Origin of the sequence: Trabulsiella guamensis ATCC 49490 (assembly GCF_000734965.1) — a bacterium.
GTDB classification, from domain to species: Bacteria; Pseudomonadota; Gammaproteobacteria; order Enterobacterales; family Enterobacteriaceae; genus Trabulsiella; species Trabulsiella guamensis.
In genome coordinates this window covers 19,363-36,860 of sequence record NZ_JMTB01000093.1, presented here as the reverse complement: position 1 = coordinate 36,860, position 17,498 = coordinate 19,363, and the positions used below count along the sequence as shown (strand labels likewise).

Annotated in this window: 18 protein-coding genes; 13 read left to right on the top strand and 5 right to left on the bottom strand. The window is 55.4% G+C overall.

Annotated features, from left to right (window positions below; genetic code table 11):
- Window positions 1-26 precede the first annotated feature (26 nt).
- Window positions 27-197, bottom strand: a complete 171-nt coding sequence (locus GTGU_RS24850) for a YhfL family protein (protein WP_038158705.1) — start codon at window positions 195-197, stop codon at window positions 27-29.
- Window positions 198-527: 330 nt separating this feature from the next.
- Here GTGU_RS24850 and yhfZ point away from each other — a divergent pair, with 330 nt between their 5' ends.
- The 8 genes from yhfZ (at window position 528) to GTGU_RS15175 (ending at window position 7,932) form a co-directional block, all read left to right on the top strand.
- Window positions 528-1,433, top strand: a complete 906-nt coding sequence (yhfZ, locus tag GTGU_RS15210) for a GntR family transcriptional regulator YhfZ (RefSeq protein WP_038158700.1) — start codon at window positions 528-530, stop codon at window positions 1,431-1,433.
- 10 nt (window positions 1,434-1,443) lie between these two features.
- On the top strand, window positions 1,444-1,809 hold the full coding sequence (locus GTGU_RS15205; RefSeq protein ID WP_038158697.1) for a hypothetical protein: 366 nt from the start codon (window positions 1,444-1,446) through the stop codon (window positions 1,807-1,809).
- Window positions 1,810-1,889: 80 nt separating this feature from the next.
- Complete coding sequence (locus GTGU_RS15200; RefSeq protein WP_038158694.1) at window positions 1,890-3,053, top strand: YhfX family PLP-dependent enzyme; 1,164 nt, start codon at window positions 1,890-1,892, stop codon at window positions 3,051-3,053.
- Entirely contained in the window at window positions 3,053-4,282 is a 1,230-nt protein-coding gene (locus GTGU_RS15195; protein WP_038158691.1) for a phosphopentomutase, read from the top strand. The genes GTGU_RS15200 and GTGU_RS15195 overlap by 1 nt, the downstream gene beginning before the upstream one ends.
- Window positions 4,275-5,150 carry a phosphotriesterase-related protein gene (locus GTGU_RS15190; RefSeq protein ID WP_038158688.1) on the top strand — a complete coding sequence of 292 codons (876 nt, stop codon included), beginning with the start codon at window positions 4,275-4,277 and terminating at the stop codon, window positions 5,148-5,150. Before GTGU_RS15195 ends, GTGU_RS15190 begins: the two co-directional genes overlap by 8 nt.
- Before the next feature lie 10 nt (window positions 5,151-5,160).
- Window positions 5,161-5,514 carry a DUF2620 domain-containing protein gene (locus GTGU_RS15185; RefSeq protein ID WP_038158686.1) on the top strand — a complete coding sequence of 118 codons (354 nt, stop codon included), beginning with the start codon at window positions 5,161-5,163 and terminating at the stop codon, window positions 5,512-5,514.
- Between the two features lie 12 nt (window positions 5,515-5,526).
- Window positions 5,527-6,831 (top strand): YhfT family protein, encoded by a 1,305-nt coding sequence (locus tag GTGU_RS15180; protein ID WP_038158683.1) that lies wholly within the window; start codon window positions 5,527-5,529, stop codon window positions 6,829-6,831.
- Window positions 6,832-6,846: 15 nt separating this feature from the next.
- Window positions 6,847-7,932: an aminotransferase class I/II-fold pyridoxal phosphate-dependent enzyme gene (locus tag GTGU_RS15175; protein WP_038158681.1), complete on the top strand. Its 1,086-nt coding sequence runs from the start codon at window positions 6,847-6,849 to the stop codon at window positions 7,930-7,932.
- 43 nt (window positions 7,933-7,975) lie between these two features.
- On the opposite strand, the gene cysG is transcribed toward GTGU_RS15175, so the two are convergent.
- The 3 genes from cysG to nirB form a co-directional block, all read right to left on the bottom strand.
- Window positions 7,976-9,349 carry a siroheme synthase CysG gene (cysG, locus tag GTGU_RS15170; RefSeq protein ID WP_038158678.1) on the bottom strand — a complete coding sequence of 458 codons (1,374 nt, stop codon included), beginning with the start codon at window positions 9,347-9,349 and terminating at the stop codon, window positions 7,976-7,978.
- A gap of 146 nt (window positions 9,350-9,495) precedes the next feature.
- Window positions 9,496-9,822 carry a nitrite reductase small subunit NirD gene (gene nirD, locus GTGU_RS15165; protein WP_038158673.1) on the bottom strand — a complete coding sequence of 109 codons (327 nt, stop codon included), beginning with the start codon at window positions 9,820-9,822 and terminating at the stop codon, window positions 9,496-9,498.
- On the bottom strand, window positions 9,819-12,362 hold the full coding sequence (nirB, locus tag GTGU_RS15160; protein WP_038158669.1) for a nitrite reductase large subunit NirB: 2,544 nt from the start codon (window positions 12,360-12,362) through the stop codon (window positions 9,819-9,821). Before nirB ends, nirD begins: the two co-directional genes overlap by 4 nt.
- A 240-nt stretch (window positions 12,363-12,602) precedes the next feature.
- Here nirB and GTGU_RS15155 point away from each other — a divergent pair, with 240 nt between their 5' ends.
- The gene (locus tag GTGU_RS15155) at window positions 12,603-13,919 is read left to right on the top strand and encodes a cytosine deaminase (protein WP_038158666.1); all 1,317 of its coding nucleotides are present in this window, start codon (window positions 12,603-12,605) and stop codon (window positions 13,917-13,919) included.
- Window positions 13,920-13,923: 4 nt separating this feature from the next.
- Here the strand turns inward: GTGU_RS15155 and tsgA are convergent, their stop codons facing one another.
- Window positions 13,924-15,108, bottom strand: coding sequence for an MFS transporter TsgA (gene tsgA / locus GTGU_RS15150; protein WP_038158663.1), 1,185 nt, complete (start codon window positions 15,106-15,108; stop codon window positions 13,924-13,926).
- A gap of 279 nt (window positions 15,109-15,387) precedes the next feature.
- Here tsgA and ppiA point away from each other — a divergent pair, with 279 nt between their 5' ends.
- The 4 genes from ppiA to pabA all read left to right on the top strand — a co-directional run bounded on the left by ppiA (window position 15,388) and on the right by pabA (window position 17,419).
- Entirely contained in the window at window positions 15,388-15,960 is a 573-nt protein-coding gene (ppiA, locus tag GTGU_RS15145) for a peptidylprolyl isomerase A (protein WP_038158660.1), read from the top strand.
- Between the two features lie 105 nt (window positions 15,961-16,065).
- Complete coding sequence (locus tag GTGU_RS24845; RefSeq protein WP_072012001.1) at window positions 16,066-16,233, top strand: YhfG family protein; 168 nt, start codon at window positions 16,066-16,068, stop codon at window positions 16,231-16,233.
- Entirely contained in the window at window positions 16,223-16,825 is a 603-nt protein-coding gene (locus tag GTGU_RS15135) for a putative adenosine monophosphate-protein transferase Fic (RefSeq protein WP_038158655.1), read from the top strand. The genes GTGU_RS24845 and GTGU_RS15135 overlap by 11 nt, the downstream gene beginning before the upstream one ends.
- A gap of 30 nt (window positions 16,826-16,855) precedes the next feature.
- Window positions 16,856-17,419, top strand: coding sequence for an aminodeoxychorismate synthase component 2 (pabA, locus tag GTGU_RS15130; RefSeq protein WP_038158652.1), 564 nt, complete (start codon window positions 16,856-16,858; stop codon window positions 17,417-17,419).
- Window positions 17,420-17,498 lie beyond the last annotated feature (79 nt).

Below are 17,498 nucleotides of genomic sequence, written 5' to 3'. Positions count from 1 at the left end.
TTTTTTTTGTCTGTGTGGAGAGGAAATTATTGATCCGCCGCCGGGCCGCAGCCACCGATGATTTTCGAAATAGAAATGGCGGGGTGTAAGAGGTAGTCGTAACTACAGTTTTTGCTTTTATTGTCGATGTGACCGGTACAGGCGGTCAGCGTAGACAGTGCGCCAAGCAGCGCAATGATTTTAATGGTTTTTCCCATCATGATATCCCTGCTAATAATGTATTGAATATCCACAGCGCATGAATGACGCGGTGGTTTTAAGGATTAATCCGTTAATAATTCACGATGAATCCAGCCGGGGAATTTAAGCAATTATTCCCGGCGCGACAATGGTTGACAGGCTGAAACCGGAGTAGTAATCCGGACTTGAAATAACGCAATTATCGCTGTCAGTTTCCATTCCTAATGTATACAGCGGCAGCCATTGCATTTAGTTATGTGACCAGATTCGCTGTTTACACTTTCCTTACTTGTGCTTTATCTTCACTTTAATGAATATAAAAATATTCAATTTACTGAAGATTTGTAATGCGCAGAACATTCATCAAGAAAGAGGGTATGACGTTAACCACGCTGGCGCGCTACCTGCTGGGGCAGCAATGTGGTAACAGACTGAAAACTATCGAAGAGCTGGCGACAGAATGCGGCTCATCGGTGGGATTAACCCAGGCGGCTCTGAAAACGCTGGAAGCGGAAGGCGCGATTCGCATTGAGCGACGCGGGCGAAATGGAAGCTATCTGGCCGACATGAATCATAAAGCGCTATTGTCGCATGTGGATATCCGTAACGTCGTGTGTGCCATGCCGCTTCCCTACACACGTTTATACGAAGGGTTAGCCAGTGGCCTGAAATCGCAGTTTGAGGGCATCCCCTTTTATTTTGCCCACATGCGGGGCGCCGACGTTCGCGTGGAGTGTTTGCTGAATGGCGTTTATGACATGGCGGTGGTGTCCCGGCTGGCTGCCGAAAATTATCTGAACAGTAATGCGCTGTGCATGGTGCTGGAGCTGGGGGCACAAACGTACGTGGGCGAACACCAGTTGATATGCCGGAAAGGCGAAGCGAAAAACGTGCGTCGCGTAGGCATTGATAACCGCTCTGCGGACCAGAAAATCATGACCAGCCTGTGGTTCTGCGAACGCGAGATCGAGCGGGTTGATGTGCCTTATCACGAGAGTCTGCATCGCATTGTGAAAGGCGATATTGACGGCGTTATCTGGAACGTCGCGGTCGAATCGGAGCTTGTCGTGCTGGGACTTGAGGCGATCCCGTTGAAAGGGGATCCGCGCTTTGTTCAGGCGACGGAAGCGGTGGTACTGACGCGTGCGGATGATTACCCGATGCAGCATCTGATTGAAACGGTAGTGAATAAGCCTGCGTTGCTGGCTCATCAGCAGCGGGTGGTGAATGAAGAACAGGATCCCAGCTATTGAGGAGTGCGGGATGGAAAATCGACTCAACCTGCTGTGTCAGGCGGGCGTGATCGACCAGGACATCTGCGACGGTATGTTGCGGGTGGTGCGGCAAATGGACACGGAATTATCCCTGCCGGTGTTCAGCGAGCAGGGGGAAATGGCGGTAACGCACATGGCGAACGCGCTGATGCGCAGCCGCCGCGGCGAAGTGATTGCGCCACTGGATGCGGAACTGCTTGAGGAAATACAGCAGTCCACGTTCTGGCCGCAGATCCTCACTGCACATCAGGCGTTGTTGCAAGGATTTACGGTGCAGCTTCACGCCAATGAAGAGGGGTATCTGCTGGCTAATCTGTATGGATTATGGCTGGCGGCAAACGAAGGTCATTCATGATGACGCAGCGTGTTTTATCAGAACTTAAATATTCAAAAAAATGAATATTTGGCATTCAGGGAACAGAAACTGAGGCTTACATGTTTATAAACGCATTGAAACGTCAGAATCCCGCGTTGATTACCGCGGCACTCCGGCTCTGGCAGCAGGGCAGTATTGCGCCAGACAGTTGGGTGATCGATGTCGATCAGGTGCTGGAAAACGGCAAACGACTGCTGAGCGTTGCTCGCGAGCACGGCATCTCGTTGTATCTGATGACCAAACAGTTCGGGCGTAATCCCTGGCTGGCGGAGAAGCTGTTGTCGCTCGGCTATCAGGGCGTGGTCGCTGTCGATTTTAAAGAAGCCCGGGTAATGCGTCGCGCCGGATTGAAGGTCGCGCATCAGGGGCATCTGGTACAAATTCCGCAAGATCAGGTGGCGGACGCCGTTGCACAGGGAACCGACATCATCACGATCTTTACCCTGGAAAAGGCGCGTGAAGTGTCGAAAGCCGCGGTGAGCGCAGGCCGGACGCAGGCGGTGATGCTGAAAGTGTATGGCGAGAATGACATTCTCTATCCGGGACAGGAGAGCGGCTTTTCTCTGGCGGAACTGGGGGACGTGGTCGCTGAGCTGCGCCAGTTACCGGGGCTGCAACTGACCGGACTAACGCATTTCCCCTGCCTGTTGTGGGATGAATCACTGGGCGAAACGGTGCCAACGCCAAATCTGCTGTCGCTGGTGACGGCGCGAAAACAGCTGAAAGAAGCGGGCGTTGAGATTACCCAACTGAACGCGCCGTCGGCCACGAGTTGTACCACATTGCCGCTGCTGGCGTCGTTTGGCGTCACACACGGTGAACCCGGGCATGCGCTGACCGGTACCATGCCAGCGAACCAGCACGCCGATCAGCCTGAACGCATTGCCATGCTGTGGCTGAGCGAAATCTCGCATGATTTTCAGGGCCACAGTTATTGCTATGGCGGTGGCTACTATCGCCGGGGACATGCCCGCAATGCGCTGGTCTTCCCGCGCGACAGCGATACGCCGCTGGAAGCGACGCTGAAACCTTTTAACGACAGCAGTATCGATTATTACCTGGCGCTTAACGAACGGTTCCCTGTCAGCAGCGCTGTGATCTGCTGTTTCCGTACGCAAATTTTTGTCACCCGTAGCGATGTGGTGCTGGTGGAAGGTATCCAGCGCGGTGAACCGCATATCGCTGCCCGTTATGACAGTCTGGGAAATCGTCTGGAGGCGTAATGGCGCGTTTCGTGGTGTTGGTAATAGACAGTTTTGGGGTTGGCGCAATGGACGATGTACCTCGGGTCAGGCCGCAGGATCTCGGTGCGAACACATGCGGTCATATCCTTGAGCATCTGCCGACGCTGCGGCTCCCCACGCTTGAAAAACTCGGCCTGATGAACGCGCTGGGCGCAACGCCAGGCGTGATGCGCCCCTCCCCTGGCGCCAGCTGGGGCGTGGCAGAGTTGATGCATGAAGGTGGCGACACCTTTATGGGACATCAGGAAATTCTCGGCACTCTGCCGCGTACGCCGCTGCGGATGCCGTTCAGCCAGGTTATCGACAAGGTCGAAGCTGCGCTTCGCGCCGAAGGCCGGAAAACGCAGCGCTGCGGCAATGGACCGTACTGGCTGCTGGTCGATGACGCGGTGGCAATTGGCGATAACCTCGAAGCCGATCTGGGGCAGGTTTATAACATCACCGGCAACCTCAGCGAGAAGTCATTCGACGAGGTAAAAGCGATTGGACGCATTGTTCGCCAGCAGGTGGAGGTCGGGCGTGTGATCGCCTTCGGCGGTCGCCTTGCCAGCACGCAGCAATTGTGGGACGCCGCAGAAACGCGCGACGGCACATATATTGGCATCAATGCGCCGCGGTCTGGTGCCTACGATGACGGATTCCAGGTCGTCCATATGGGTTATGGTGTTGATGACAGCGTGCAGGTGCCCGCCCGGTTGCACGCTGTCGGCGTTCCGACTGTGCTGGTCGGTAAAGTGGCCGATATCGTCAACAATCCTCATGGTGAAAGCTGGCAAAACCTGGTGGACAGCCAGCGGATCATGGAGATTACGCTTGATGCGCTGAACCGCCAGCAAAGCGTGTTTATTTGCACCAACATCCAGGAAACCGATCTGGCGGGTCATGCGGAGGATGTTGATCGTTACGCCGACCGGCTCCAGTTAGTCGACCGGTATCTCGCCCGGTTGATGGAGGCGATGCGCCGGGACGATTGCCTCGTGGTAATGGCAGATCACGGCAACGACCCGACCATTGGGCACAGTCGCCACACCCGCGAGAAAGTACCGGTGCTGGTCTGGCAACAAGATTTACCGCCCACCGAACTGGGTGTCCGCACGACGCTTTCAGATATTGGTGCCACCGTCTGTGATTTCTTTGGCGCCCACCGGCCAGAAAATGGCCACTCCTTCCTTCCGCTCCTGAAAACTGCGAGGAACCGACATGATTGACAGTACCGGATATACCTACGCGCACGAACACCTGCATATCGATTTATCGGGTTTTAAGGGCGATATCGATTGTCGGCTGGATCAGTACGCGCTCATTTGCGATGAGATGCGGACGCTGATGAACCTGGGCGTGCGCAATATTATCGAAATGACGAACCGTTACATGGGCCGCAATCCGCAGTTTATGCAGGATCTGATGCGCGACACCGGGATCAATGTCGTGGCCTGCACTGGCTATTATCAGCATGATTTTTACCCCGAACATGTGGCGACCCGCAGCGTCAAAGCGCTGGCGCAGGAGATGATCGATGAGATCGAAAAGGGTATTGAGGGTAGCGAACTAAAAGCGGGCATCATTGCTGAAATCGGCTCCAGCAAAGGGACCATTACCGATCTGGAGAAAAAAGTCTTCAACGCCGCGGCGATAGCGCATCACGAAACGGGGCGCCCGCTTTCCACGCATACGTCATTCAGCACGATGGGGCTGGAGCAACTGGCGTTGCTGTCCGGCTTCGGTGTGGATCTCTCCCGTGTGGTTATTGGGCATTGCGATTTGAAGGACAATCTCGACGACATTCTGCGGATGATCGATCTCGGTGCGTACGTGCAGTTCGACACTATCGGCAAAAACAACTACTACCCGGATGCGAAACGCATCGACATGCTTCATGCCTTGCGTGACAGAGGATTACTCCATCGCGTGATGCTCTCCATGGACATTACCCGACGCTCCCATTTGAAGGCCAACGGCGGCAATGGCTACAGCTATTTGCTCACCACCTTTGTGCCGCTGTTGCGTCAGTCCGGTTTCAGCCAGGCGGATGTGGATGTGATGTTACGTGACAACCCTTCGCAATTTTTCCAGTGAGGACAGAGAAATGAAAAAGATCGGTGTGGCTGGTTTACAGCGTGAACTTATCAAAAAGACCATCGAAACGTCTGCGCCTGGCTGTTTTGAAGTGTTTATTTACAACGACATGGAAGCAGCGATGAAGGTCAAGGCAGGGCAGCTGGATTACTACATCGGAGCCTGTAATACCGGGGCGGGCGCGGCGTTGTCGATAGCCATCGCCGTTATTGGGTTTAACAAGAGCTGTACCATCGCCAAACCCGGTATCAAGGCAAAAGAGGATCACGTCGCAAAGATGGTGGCAGAAGGGAAAGTGGCATTTGGCCTTTCTGTTGAGCATATCGAGCACGCGATTCCAATGCTTATCAACTATTTAAAATAAAAAGGCACGTTTATGGCCCTTTACATACAAATAATAGTGGTCGCTTTGCTTACCGGGATGACGGCGTTACTGGCGCATCGTTCCGCCGCAGTTTTTCATGACGGTATTCGCCCGATCCTGCCACAACTGATCGAAGGTCATATGAATCGCCGTGAGGCGGGCAGTATCGCCTTCGGCTTAAGCATCGGCTTCGTTGCTTCGGTGGGGATCTCTTTTACGCTGAAAACCGGGCTGCTGAACGCCTGGCTGCTTTTCCTCCCTACCGATATTCTCGGCGTTCTGGCGGCAAACAGCATTCTGGCATTTGGACTGGGCGCTATCTGGGGCGTTCTGATCCTCACCTTTCTGCTGCCGGTTAACCATTTGCTCACCTCGCTGCCGGTAGATGTACTGGGGTCGCTCGGCGAACTCAGCTCGCCGGTGGTCTCCGCTTTCGCCCTCTTCCCGCTGGTGGCTATCTTCTACCAGTTTGGCTGGAAAAACAGCGTGGTTGCCGCCGTGGTAGTCCTGGTGACGCGGGTGCTGGTGGTGCGTTTCTTCCCGCATCTGAACCCGGAATCGATTGAGATCTTCGTCGGGATGGTCATGCTGTTGGGGATCGCCATTTCTCACGACCTGCGTCATCGTGACGAACAGGACATGGACATGAGCGGGATCTCGGTGTTTGAAGAGCGCACCTCCCGCATCATCAAAAATCTGCCTTACATTGCGATTGTTGGAGCGCTGATCGCGGCCGTTGCCTGCATGAAGATTTTTGCTGGTAGCGAAGTGTCGATTTTCACCCTCGAAAAAGCCTATTCCGCCGGTATTACACCAGAACAGTCACAGACACTGGTGCATCAGGCGGCGCTTGCGGAATTTATGCGCGGCCTCGGCTTTGTGCCGCTGATTGCCACCACTGCGCTGGCGACCGGGGTGTATGCTGTTGCCGGGTTCACCTTTGTCTATGCAGTAGGATATCTGGCACCGAACCCGTGGATTGCCGCCATTCTCGGCGCCATCGTGATTTCTGCGGAAGTGCTGCTGCTGCGCTCCATCGGGAAATGGCTGGGTCGCTACCCGTCAGTGCGTAACGCGTCGGACAATATTCGTAATGCGATGAATATGTTGATGGAAATGGCGCTGCTGGTCGGCTCTATCTTCGCTGCCATCAAAATGGCGGGCTATACCGGTTTCTCCATCACCGCCGCGCTCTATTTCCTCAACGAGTCGTTAGGACGCCCGATTCAGCGTATGGCGGCGCCGGTGGTCGCAGTGATGATCGCCGGGATTGTGCTCAACATTCTTTACTGGTGCGGGTTGTTTATTCCCGCGTAGCGCTGAGGTCATGTGATGAAGACGTTTCCCCTCAAAAGCATGTCGCTGGTTGAGGCTCAACAAAAACAGTTTGCGCTGGTGGACGCCATCTGCCGCCATTTCCCGGGGGCGACGTTCCTGAACGGCGGCGACCGGGGACTGGTGCCAGGGCTTAACCAGCCGCAGGCGACGCAGCGTGTGGAAGCAGTGCTGGCGGATTTTTTCCACGCGCAAGCGGCGGTGCTGGTGCAGGGCGCAGGAACGGGCGCGATCCGCGCCGGACTGGCGGCGCTGATCAAACCGGGGGGCAGACTGCTCATCCATGATGCGCCGGTCTATCCGACCAGCGCCACGCTCATTGAGCAGATGGGGCTGTCGTTGATTCGGGTTGATTTCAATAACCCGCGGGCGCTGGCGACGGTGCTCGCCCGTCAGCAACCGGATGCGGCGTTAGTACAGCATACCCGGCAGCGCCCCGAAGACAGTTATGTTCTGGAGGAGGTACTGGCACAGCTGGCGCAAGCCGGAGTCCCCACGCTGACGGACGATAACTACGCAACGTTAAAAGTGGCGCAGATTGGTTGCGAATGCGGCGCGACGCTGTCGACCTTCTCCTGCTTCAAGTTGTTTGGTCCGGAAGGGGTTGGTGCGGTGACTGGCGATGCGCAGGCCGTAGCGCGCATTCGCGCCATGATGTATTCCGGCGGTAGTCAGATCCAGGGGCCGCAGGCGCTGGAGGTACTACGCGGGCTGGTGTTTGCGCCGGTGATGCATGCGGTGCAGTCGGAGGTGACGGAACGCCTGATGCTGACGCTGAACCGGGGGACGATCCCGCAGGTAAAACAGGCGACAATTGCCAATGCGCAGTCCAAAGTGCTGCTGGTGACGTTTCATCAACCGATAGCAGAACAGGTGCTGGAAAAAGCCAGCCAGTTTGGGGCGCTGCCCTGGCCTGTGGGGGCAGAGTCTAAATATGAACTCCCGCCGCTGTTTTACCGGCTCTCCGGGACGTTCCGCGAAGCGAATCCGGGCATGGAACTTACGACTATTCGCATCAATCCGAATCTGTGCGGTGACGAGACGATTCTGCGGATTTTGCGCGAAAGCTGCGCGGGGTTGTAATGTGATGCGCTTGCCCGACAACGATAGTGGCCGGGCAGGTGAATTAGTGATGGGAGAACCAGTTCAGTTTTTCACGCAGGCTGACCACGCGCCCGACGATAATCAACGACGGGCTGACGACCTGTTGCGCCAGTTCGCCAAGCTCCGCCAGAGTGCCATCCACCACGCGTTGTTTGATGGTAGAACCATTCTCAACCAGCGCAACCGGCATGTCAGCTTCCATCCCGTGTTCCAGCAGTTTTTGCTGGATAGTCGCGGCCTGATTCAGCCCCATGTAGAACACCAGCGTCTGTTTTTCAGCAGCCAGATTATGCCAGTCGAGTTCGCTGCCAGTTTTCAGATGGCCGGTGACCAGACGAACGCTCTGCGCATAGTCACGGTGCGTCAGCGGGATCCCCGCATAGGCTGAACAGCCGGACGCGGCGGTGATCCCCGGTACAACAGAAAACGGGATCCCGGCGTTGCACAGCGTTTCCAGCTCTTCGCCGCCGCGGCCGAAGATAAAAGGATCGCCTCCTTTCAGGCGCACCACACGTTTGCCTTTTTGCGCCTCGCGCAACAGGATCTGGTTGATCTCCTCCTGAGGTACGCAGTGATAACCGGCGCGTTTGCCGACAAACACGCGATCGGCGTCGCGGCGCACCAGATTCATGATGTCATCAGAGACCAGCCGGTCGTAAACCACGATATCCGCCTGCTGGATTTGCTGCAGTCCTTTCAGCGTCAGCAGTCCGGCATCACCCGGCCCGGCGCCCACCAGCACCACTTCGCCACGATGGTCCAGATCTTCACTCAGCAACTGCTCGGTCGTTTCGCTAATGGCCTGCGGATCCTGATTCGCCAGTGACTGCGCCAGCCTGTCGTTCACAAACAGTTTTTCCCAGAAGCGACGGCGCTCACTCATGGTGGCGAACTGTTTTTTCACCCGCGCGCGCAACTGACCGGCATAGTGCGCCACCTGGCCCAGATGCTGCGGCAGGATCGCTTCCAGTTTTTCGCGCAACAGACGCGCCAGCACCGGGGAGGTGCCGCCAGACGAGACGGCGACCATTAACGGTGAACGGTCAATGATCGACGGCATGATAAAGCTCGCCTGTTTTGGCGCGTCGACCACGTTACAGAAAATCCGGCGCGCTTCCGCCGCCTGGCTGACCCGCTCGTTAACCTGTTCATCGTCGGTGGCGGCAATTACCAGCCAGCAGGAATCGAGCAGGGATTCATTAAAATCGCCCTTTACCAGCGTCACCCTGCCGGTTTCGGCCCAGACAGCGAACTGAGGGACAACATCACGGGCATTGACGGTCAGTCGCGCGCCTGCATCCAGCAGTAATCTGGCCTTGCGCTCGGCAACATCGCCGCCGCCGACCAGTAAACAGTCGCGATCGCGCAGTTGGCAGAATATTGGCAGGTGATCCACGGGGTAACCTCACGGGGTGAACAAGAGAAATGCGGGGATGCGTAATGGCGGTAAGGATAACAGCAGTCATCGTCCGGAATACACGATTTTTCCTGCTGCAATCCTCCTCCATTCATACATTTTTGGTATTACTTATTCCCAAAAGATCAGGCCTTCAACTGCACCTGCCCGTCTTTAACACGCGCGTCAAAATGGGCAACGGAGTGGCTTTCGTCTTCCATGCACTTACCGTCGCGCAGGCGGAAACGCTGTTTTTTCAGCGGGCTGGCGACCCATAGCTCACCGTCGTGCTCGGCAATCAGACCGCGGGACAACACGCTGGCCTCAAAGAAGGGGTCGATGTTGCTGATGGCGAATACCTGCTCGTCACGGTGTGGACGGAAAACCGCCACCTGCTGATGGCCCAGCAGGGCGCAGACACCGGTTTGCGGCAGGATATCGTCGATACGGCAGATGGTTATCCACTGGCTCATGCGTTTTCCTCCACCAGAGTGACCGGAATGCGCTCATACGGCGTTGCCGGGCGATGCTGTGCTCGCTCAGGAACGACCTGCACGTTCGGGTCGCGCTGAGCGCTGTTGATAAAGTGTCTGAAGCGAACCTGTGCCGCCGGGTTGTTGACGGTTTCCGTCCATTCGCAGGCGAATGCAGCGCGCAGGCGTTCCAGCTCGGCTTCCAGTTGTGCGTTCAGGCCGAGTTTGTCGTCAATAATGACGCTTTTCAGGTAGTCGATGCCGCCTTCCATCGCGTCCAGCCACGGCGCGGTACGCGTCAGCTTATCGGCGGTACGGATGTAGAACATCATGAAGCGATCGAGGTAGGTGATCAGTGTATCGTGGTCGAGATCCGCGGCCAGCAGATCGGCATGGCGTGGTTTCATCCCGCCGTTGCCGCAGACGTACAGATTCCAGCCTTTCTCAGTGGCGATGATCCCCACGTCTTTCCCCTGCGCTTCCGCACATTCACGGGTACAGCCGGAGACGCCGAACTTCATTTTGTGCGGGGTACGGATGCCTTTGTAGCGGTTTTCCAGCTCAACGCCGAAGCCGACGCTGTCGCCCACGCCATAACGACACCAGGTGCTGCCGACGCAGGTTTTTGCCATACGCAGCGCTTTGGCATAGGCATGACCGGTTTCGAAGCCTGCATCAATCAGCTGACGCCAGATTTCCGGCAGATCATCTTTCTGTGCGCCAAACAGGCCGATACGCTGGGAACCGGTGATTTTGGTGTACAGGTTAAATTCGGCAGCGATGCGACCGACCGCCATCAGCCCTTCCGGGGTGATTTCACCGCCCGCCGAGCGCGGAATAACCGAATAAGTGCCGTCTTTCTGGATATTGGCCAGGAAATTATCGTTGGTATCCTGCAACGGCGTCAGTTCCGGCTTCAGAACGTAATCATTCCAGCAGGAAGCCAGTAGTGAGCCGACGGTGGGTTTACATACTTCGCAACCGTAACCCTGACCGTGTTTTTCCAGTAGCTCGTCGAAGGTTCTGATGCCTTCCACGCGGATCAGGTGATACAGCTCCTGACGCGAATAAGCAAAGTGCTCGCACAGGTTGTGGTTCACTTCGATGCCCTGTTTCGCCAGCTCAGCGTTCAGCACCTGCGTCACCAGCGGAATACAACCGCCGCAGCCGGTACCCGCTTTGGTTTCGGCTTTCAACGCCGCCACAGTGTGGCAACCTTTGTTGATGGCGGCGATCAGCGCGCCTTTGGTGACGTCAAAGCAGGAGCAAATTTGCGCGCTGTCCGGCAGCTTATCCACGCCGATCGCCGGTTTACCGCCTGCGGCATGCGCGGGCAGGATCAGCGAGTCCGGGTTTTCCGGCAGTTCGATGGCATTCAGCACCAGTTGCAGCAGGTTGCCATAATCGCTGGTATCACCCACCAGCACAGCGCCGAGCAGCGTTTTGTTGTCGGCGCTGACGATCAGGCGTTTATAGACTTCTTTGCTTTCGTCGAGATAGACGTAGCTGCGGCACGCTGGCGTGCGGCCATGTGCATCGCCAATGCCGCCCACATCCACACCAAGCAGCTTCAGTTTGGCGCTGAGATCGGCACCTTCAAAGACGTTTTCGCGCCCGAGGATATGGTCAACCGCCACCTGCGCCATTTTGTAGCCTGGGGCCACCAGACCATACACGCGGTTGTTCCAGCTCGCGCATTCGCCGATAGCGTAGATGTCCGGATCCGACGTCTGGCAACTGTCGTTGATCATGATGCCGCCGCGTTGCGCCACCGCCAGACCGCACTGGGTGGCGAGTTTGTCACGCGGACGAATGCCGGTTGAGAAGACGATGAAGTCCACTTCCAGCGCGCTGCCGTCAGCAAAGCGCATGGTTTTACGCGCGTCGGTGCCTTCCTGAACAATCTCTTTGGTGTTTTTGCTGGTGTGCACGCGCACACCCATGCTTTCGATTTTGCGCTTCAGTTGCTCGCCGCCCATCTGGTCGAGCTGTTCCGCCATCAGCATTGGCGCGAACTCGATCACGTGAGTTTCAACGCCGAGATTTTTCAGTGCGCCAGCGGCTTCCAGACCGAGCAGACCACCGCCGACCACCGCGCCGCGCTTGCTGCGACGGGCGCAGGATTCAATAGCATTAAGATCTTCGATGGTGCGATAAACAAATGTATCCTGCGTTTCTGCACCCTTGATCGGCGGGATCCACGGATAAGAACCGGTCGCCATGATCAGTTTGTCGTAGAACACCGTGCGGCCCGCGCTGGAGTGGATCACTTTCTCCAGGCGGTTGATGGTGATCGCTCGTTCACCGACCAGCACCTTAATGCCATGCTTCTCATAAAATCCTTCGCGGACCAGCGAAAGTTCTTCCGCTGTGTGGTGAGAGAAGTAAGATGACAGGTGGACGCGGTCGTAGGCGATGCGGGGTTCTTCACAGAACACGGTAATGTCGAACTGGTCGGCGGGGGCTTTATCAAGGAGATCCTCAATAAAGCGGTGACCGACCATGCCGTTACCGATGATAGCGAGTCTGACTTTGCTCATTTTAGCCTCGATTTCTTTTCTATTACCGCCTACCTTAACGATTCAGCAACCCTACTTATTGATGTAAATCAAATACGCCTTCACCTACCACTTAATGGGTATCTGTATGATTTGTCAGGATTTTTATAAGTGGCGGAAAAGGCGGGCTTTTTTGTTTTGTACTTTTTGTGTACAAACTAAGGTGAAAAAACGCGCAGGCCATATCGGGTACCATCACCCCGGATCCACAGGAGAGAAGGCATGACAACCGCACCACTCTGGCTGATACAAAACGTCCATTTAGCGGATCGCGAAGGGTTATGGCAGATAGCGATCGATAAAGGCCGTTTCGGTGCCATTACGCCAATGGACGGAGCCAGAAACGAAAACTATGAAGTGCTGAATGCCCGCGGCGGGCTGGCGATCCCGCCATTCATCGAACCGCATATCCATCTTGATACCACCCAGACGGCGGGAGAGCCGCACTGGAACCAGTCAGGCACCCTGTTTGAAGGGATTGAACGCTGGGCTGAACGCAAGGCGCTGCTCAGTCACGAGGACGTAAAAGCCCGCGCCTGGAAAACGCTGAAGTGGCAAATCGCTAACGGCATCCAGTTTGTGCGCACTCATGTCGATGTCTCTGACCCGACGCTTACCGCGCTGAAGGCGATGCTGGAAGTGAAGCAGGAGGTGGCGCCATGGGTGGATCTACAGATTGTGGCGTTTCCCCAGGAGGGGATCCTCTCTTATCCCAACGGTGAAGCATTGCTTGAAGAGGCGCTGAAGCTCGGCGCTGATGTGGTCGGGGCGATCCCGCATTTCGAATTTACCCGCGAGTATGGCGTTGAGTCGCTGCACATCGCCTTTGCGCTGGCGAAGAAATACAATCGGCCGCTGGATGTTCACTGCGACGAAATCGACGACGAGCAGTCGCGCTTCGTGGAAACCGTGGCCGCGCTGGCGCATAAAGAGGGTATGGGCGCACGCGTCACCGCCAGTCACACTACTGCCATGCACTCTTACAACGGTGCTTACACGTCACGTCTCTTCCGCTTACTGAAGTTGTCTGGGATTAATTTTGTCGCCAACCCACTGGTGAATATCCATCTGCAGGGGCGCTTTGATGACTACCCGAAACGCCGTGGCATTACGCGCGTGAAAGAGCTACTGGCGGCGGAGATCAACGTCTGTTTTGGTCATGATGACGTGTTTGACCCGTGGTATCCGTTGGGCACTGGCAATATGTTGCAGGTATTGCACATGGGGCTGCATGTCTGTCAGATGATGGGCTATGGGCAAATTAATGACGGTCTGAAGCTTATCACGCATAACAGTGCGCGCACTTTCGGGCTGAACGACTACGGCATTGCTACCGGAAACCCGGCGAACCTGGTGATACTGCCGGTGGAAAATGGCTTTGAAGCGGTGCGGACGCAGTCGCCGGTACGTTGGTCTATTCGTCAGGGGAGAGTGATTGCCACGACGCAACTGGCGCAAACATGGGTGCAAATGGACAGCGGCGGAGAAGAGGTCTTTTTTACCCGCAACAGCCCCTTTGCCAGCGACAAAGGGGCGTGATGGCTTAGTGAGACGCCGCTACCACGCTGTGCTGGCGGTGGCGGGTAACAAAGCCCAGAACGAAGCACATTACGAACACTACGGCGTACAGGCCGTTCGCGGTCATCAGCGCCGCCTGCGGGCCGCTATGCGCGACGATCGGGCCTGTGACAACGAAGGTTAACATGGTGCCAATGGTGCCGCAGGTCAGCACGAAATTTACCAGCTTCGGAGAAGCCACTTTAGTTTGCTGAGAGCCGAGGGTGATGATTGAGGTGTAAATGGCGCTGGAGAAGAAGCCGAGCGTCAGAATGAACCACGGCATGTGCTCCGGTGAACCGGTGATGAACAGGTACATCAGTACGGTCGCCATCCCGGCCAGAACGGTCAGAATGCGCTGCAGATCGAAGAAGCGCAGGATGAAGCTGAACGCCCACATGCCGAACATGTACGACATCCAGAAATCACTTACCAGTTTACCTGCGTCGTTCAGGCTCATGCCAAGGCCCTTCGCATATTCCGGTACCCAGGAAATAAAGCCCAACTGGCCGAGGATATAGCACAGCGCGGCAACTGACAAAAACAGCACACCAATGCCCCATTTCTCTTTCACCACTGGCTCATCATTGACCTGCGCTTTTTTACCCAGAACCGGGAATTCACAGCCAAAGGTCAGCAGGAAGATCGCGACATAAACCAGGCCGATGCAGGCGTAAACCCAGTACCATTCAATGCTGCGCGCGAGTAAAACTGCGGCAACCATCGGGAAGATCATTCCGGCCATGCTGAAGAAGGAGTCGGTAAACAGCAGACGCGCACCACGCTGACGGCCTTCATACATATGTGTGATCAGGAAGGTACCAATCGACATGGTGATTCCGCTGACCAGACCCAGCACAAACATGGCGGCAGAGAACAACGCCAGACTGTGGCTGAGCATCAGGCCCGCAACCGCCAACACCATCAGGATAAAGCCAAATCGCAACTGCGTTTTTAACGGCACGATTTCCATCAGCCAGGCGTTCAGGAAGATCGAGATCAGAATGCCTGCGTTGAGGAATGTGAAAGTGTTACTCATACTGGATACAGGCAGATGGAAATACTCCGCGATGTTCCCCATCACCATCCCGGTGACGATCACCAACGCGCCAGTAAGGGCGTAGGAGAAAAAGCTGATCCATGTAAGCTTGATTCGGTTGCTGTTAGTCATTGACTGGCCTGTGAATAGATGTGTAAAGCGCATTGACATGGCGCTGAGCGAACAGATTTTATTCGTTCAGGTGATGTAATTAAATGTTTATTCTGAAATCTTAACTGAATTGCAGGTATTTTCGTGATATTTATCACGTTTTTATGTCGGGAAAAGCAGGGCTCTGGCCGTTACAATTGTGTCTGTCAGGTAAAATTAGGTAAATCACTGGCCTGGGTTGAGAAGGCTCTTTAGAATCAAGCCACTCGCTACTGTTACTGCACCCGTTAAGGAACACGCATGCTCAAATCAACACTGGCGGCGGTCGCTGCCGTCTTCGCATTCTCAGCTATTTCTCCTGCGGCTCTGGCAGCAAAGGGCGATCCGCATGTTTTGCTGACGACCTCCGCGGGGAATATTGAGCTGGAACTGGATAAGCAGAAAGCGCCAGTATCTGTCGAAAACTTCCTGAATTACGTAAACAGCGGTTTCTATAACAACACGACATTCCATCGCGTCATCCCTGGCTTTATGGTTCAGGGCGGCGGCTTTAACGAGCAGATGCAACAGAAGCAGCCGAATCCACCGATTAAAAACGAAGCCGATAACGGCCTGCGCAATACGCGTGGCACCATCTCCATGGCGCGCACCGCTGACAAAGACAGCGCCACCAGCCAGTTCTTTATCAACGTCGCCGATAACGCGTTTCTCGACCACGGCCAGCGTGATTTTGGCTATGCGGTCTTTGGTAAGGTGGTGAAAGGCATGGATGTGGCTGACAAGATTTCCCAGGTGCCCACGCATGATGTTGGCCCGTATCAGAATGTGCCGTCAAAACCTGTCGTCATTCTCTCTGCGAAAGTTCTGCCGTAACGCCTCCTCGCGCGGGTATCTGTACCCGCGCAATGATGACCTCCCTGCGTAACTGATAATTGCTGCTTATACTTGTGGCAAACAGGGGACGATCAGTGAGGTCACATGAAACCACTCACCGAAAAGCAAAAATCCCGATGCTGGGAACGAAGCCGTAATGTCAATTTTCAGGCCAGCCGCCGCCTGGAACGGGTTGATATTCCACTCATTACGCTGAACGCTGACGAGATAGCGGAACGTCTTGACGCGCTGAGGAGGCATTATGAGCGATAAATACGGCAATGATCGCGATCCTTATCTTTACCCCGGTCTGAACGTGATGCGAAACCGTCTGAACATCCACCAGGCAGACCGGCTGGAGCAGGCGGCGTATGAAATGACCGCCCTGCGCGCGGCGACGTTGCAACTCGGCCCACCAGCACGAGGGTTACCGCATTTGTGCGCTATCCATTACCATCTTTATCAGGACATCTTCGACTGGGCAGGTGAATATCGTGAAGTCGATATTTACCAGGGCGATACCCGCTTCTGCCATTTCGCCTATATCGAGAAAGAGGGCAACGCCCTGATGCAGGATCTGGAAGAAGAGGCGTATCTCGTTGGTCTGAGCGAAGACGAGTTTGTCGAGCGACTCAGCCACTACTATTGCGAAATCAATGTGCTGCATCCGTTCCGGCTGGGCAACGGGTTGGCGCAACGGATTTTCTTTGAGCAACTGGCGATCCACGCAGGCTATCTGCTTGACTGGCGGGATATTGATCCTGCGGCCTGGGCGCGGGCTAATCAGAGCGGCGCTATGGGGGATCTGAGCGAGCTCAATGCAATCTTCCGTAAAGTGGTCAACGAAGCGCGGGAAAGTGAGTAGAATAGGGCGGTTTTTTGTTCCGGAGCCGCCATGATCCTGCTGATTGATAATTACGATTCGTTTACCTGGAATCTCTACCAGTATTTTTGCGAGCTGGGCGCGGAGGTGGTTGTTAAGCGTAACGACGAGATTACGCTTGCGGACATCGCGGTGCTGGCTCCGGAAAAAATCGTTATCTCCCCTGGCCCCTGCACGCCTGACGAATCCGGGATTTCGCTGGATGTCATTCGCCACTACGCCGGTAAACTGCCAATCTTAGGCGTATGCCTTGGGCATCAGGCTATCGGTCAGGTGTTCGGCGCGACCATTGTACGGGCCGCCAGAGTCATGCATGGTAAAACCTCGGTTATTACGCACAATAATCAGGGCGTTTTTCGCGGGCTGAATAACCCGCTTACCGTCACGCGTTACCATTCTCTGGTGATCGACCCACCGACCTTACCTGATTGTTTTGAGGTGACAGCACGCAGCGACACCGGTGAAATCATGGGGATCCGCCACCGCGAATGGGATCTGGAAGGGGTGCAGTTTCACCCGGAAAGCATTCTCAGTGAACAAGGGCATGACCTGCTGGCCCGGTTTATCCATCACTGAATTGTAGTTGCCTTTGACTGATTTTTTATGCATATTTTATGAGTAACTTCTCACAATTTGCTGCATGAAAGGTGGTCAA